Raw genomic sequence first — 438 nt, forward strand, 5'->3', positions numbered from 1 at the left:
TTCATCGCCTGTGATCGCCAAGGCATCCACCACATGCACTTGTTCGCTTGACCCTATAACGAGTCTGTCTCATCGACAGTCGCTACAGGTTGAGTTCTCGCGTTGTGCCGTATTCCAATTGAGTCAAACATAGAGTTCGAATCATCTTGAGATACATCGATACAATCACAACCCGGATAGTTTCCACGTCCATCTCAAAGACGCTTCCGCTATCCAAATTACTTACTTCTTCCAGATTGTTAAAGAACGACAGCCGATACATCCTACGTACCGCTCTGACTGGCTCAATCGCCAATGACAAACACTCGAGCACCTCGAACGCTTGTCATTGAAGATTGGTGGAGGCAGACGGGATCGAACCGACGACCCCCTGCTTGCAAAGCAGGTGCTCTCCCAGCTGAGCTATGCCCCCATGAGTACAGATTTGCCTCAGGTACC

At 49.8% G+C, this 438-nt stretch carries 1 tRNA gene; it reads right to left on the minus strand.

Annotation, left to right across the window (positions count from 1 at the left end):
- Positions 1-336: 336 nt before the first annotated feature.
- A tRNA-Ala gene (locus HWX22_RS31650) sits at positions 337-412 on the minus strand.
- Positions 413-438: the final 26 nt, after the last annotated feature.

It is taken from the genome of Burkholderia sp. BCC1638 (assembly GCF_902833195.1).
GTDB classification, from domain to species: domain Bacteria; phylum Pseudomonadota; class Gammaproteobacteria; order Burkholderiales; family Burkholderiaceae; genus Burkholderia; species Burkholderia diffusa.